This window comes from Psychrobacter sp. W2-37-MNA-CIBAN-0211, assembly GCF_040309405.1.
GTDB classification, from domain to species: Bacteria; Pseudomonadota; Gammaproteobacteria; order Pseudomonadales; family Moraxellaceae; genus Psychrobacter; species Psychrobacter glaciei.
In genome coordinates, this window is the sequence record NZ_JBEOOU010000576.1 from 1 (window position 1) to 236 (window position 236).

The window sequence follows — 236 nt, forward strand, 5'->3', positions numbered from 1 at the left end:
GTTAAAAGCAATTAATAGTGAGGGAACAATTAAAATTTTAAATAGGTTATTGGTCATAATATAGGGTTCGCGTATGGTTAATAAGTTTAATCACCTCGGTTTTTAAATCGGCCTCAAGGCCTTTACCTGTGATTTTTAAATTAGGTCCTGTAATAACGACAGGCTGCTGTGATTGCATGGTTAATAGTTTTATATCAACATTGATGGTCTGGGCGGTGATCGTATCGATCATGGCG

Annotated in this window: 1 protein-coding gene; it reads right to left on the reverse strand. The window is 36.4% G+C overall.

Annotation, left to right across the window (positions count from 1 at the left end):
- Positions 1 to 46 precede the first annotated feature (46 nt).
- The coding region (gene lptC / locus AAEY72_RS16325) for an LPS export ABC transporter periplasmic protein LptC (RefSeq protein WP_352311734.1) at positions 47 to 236 on the reverse strand (190 nt) is incomplete at its 5' end.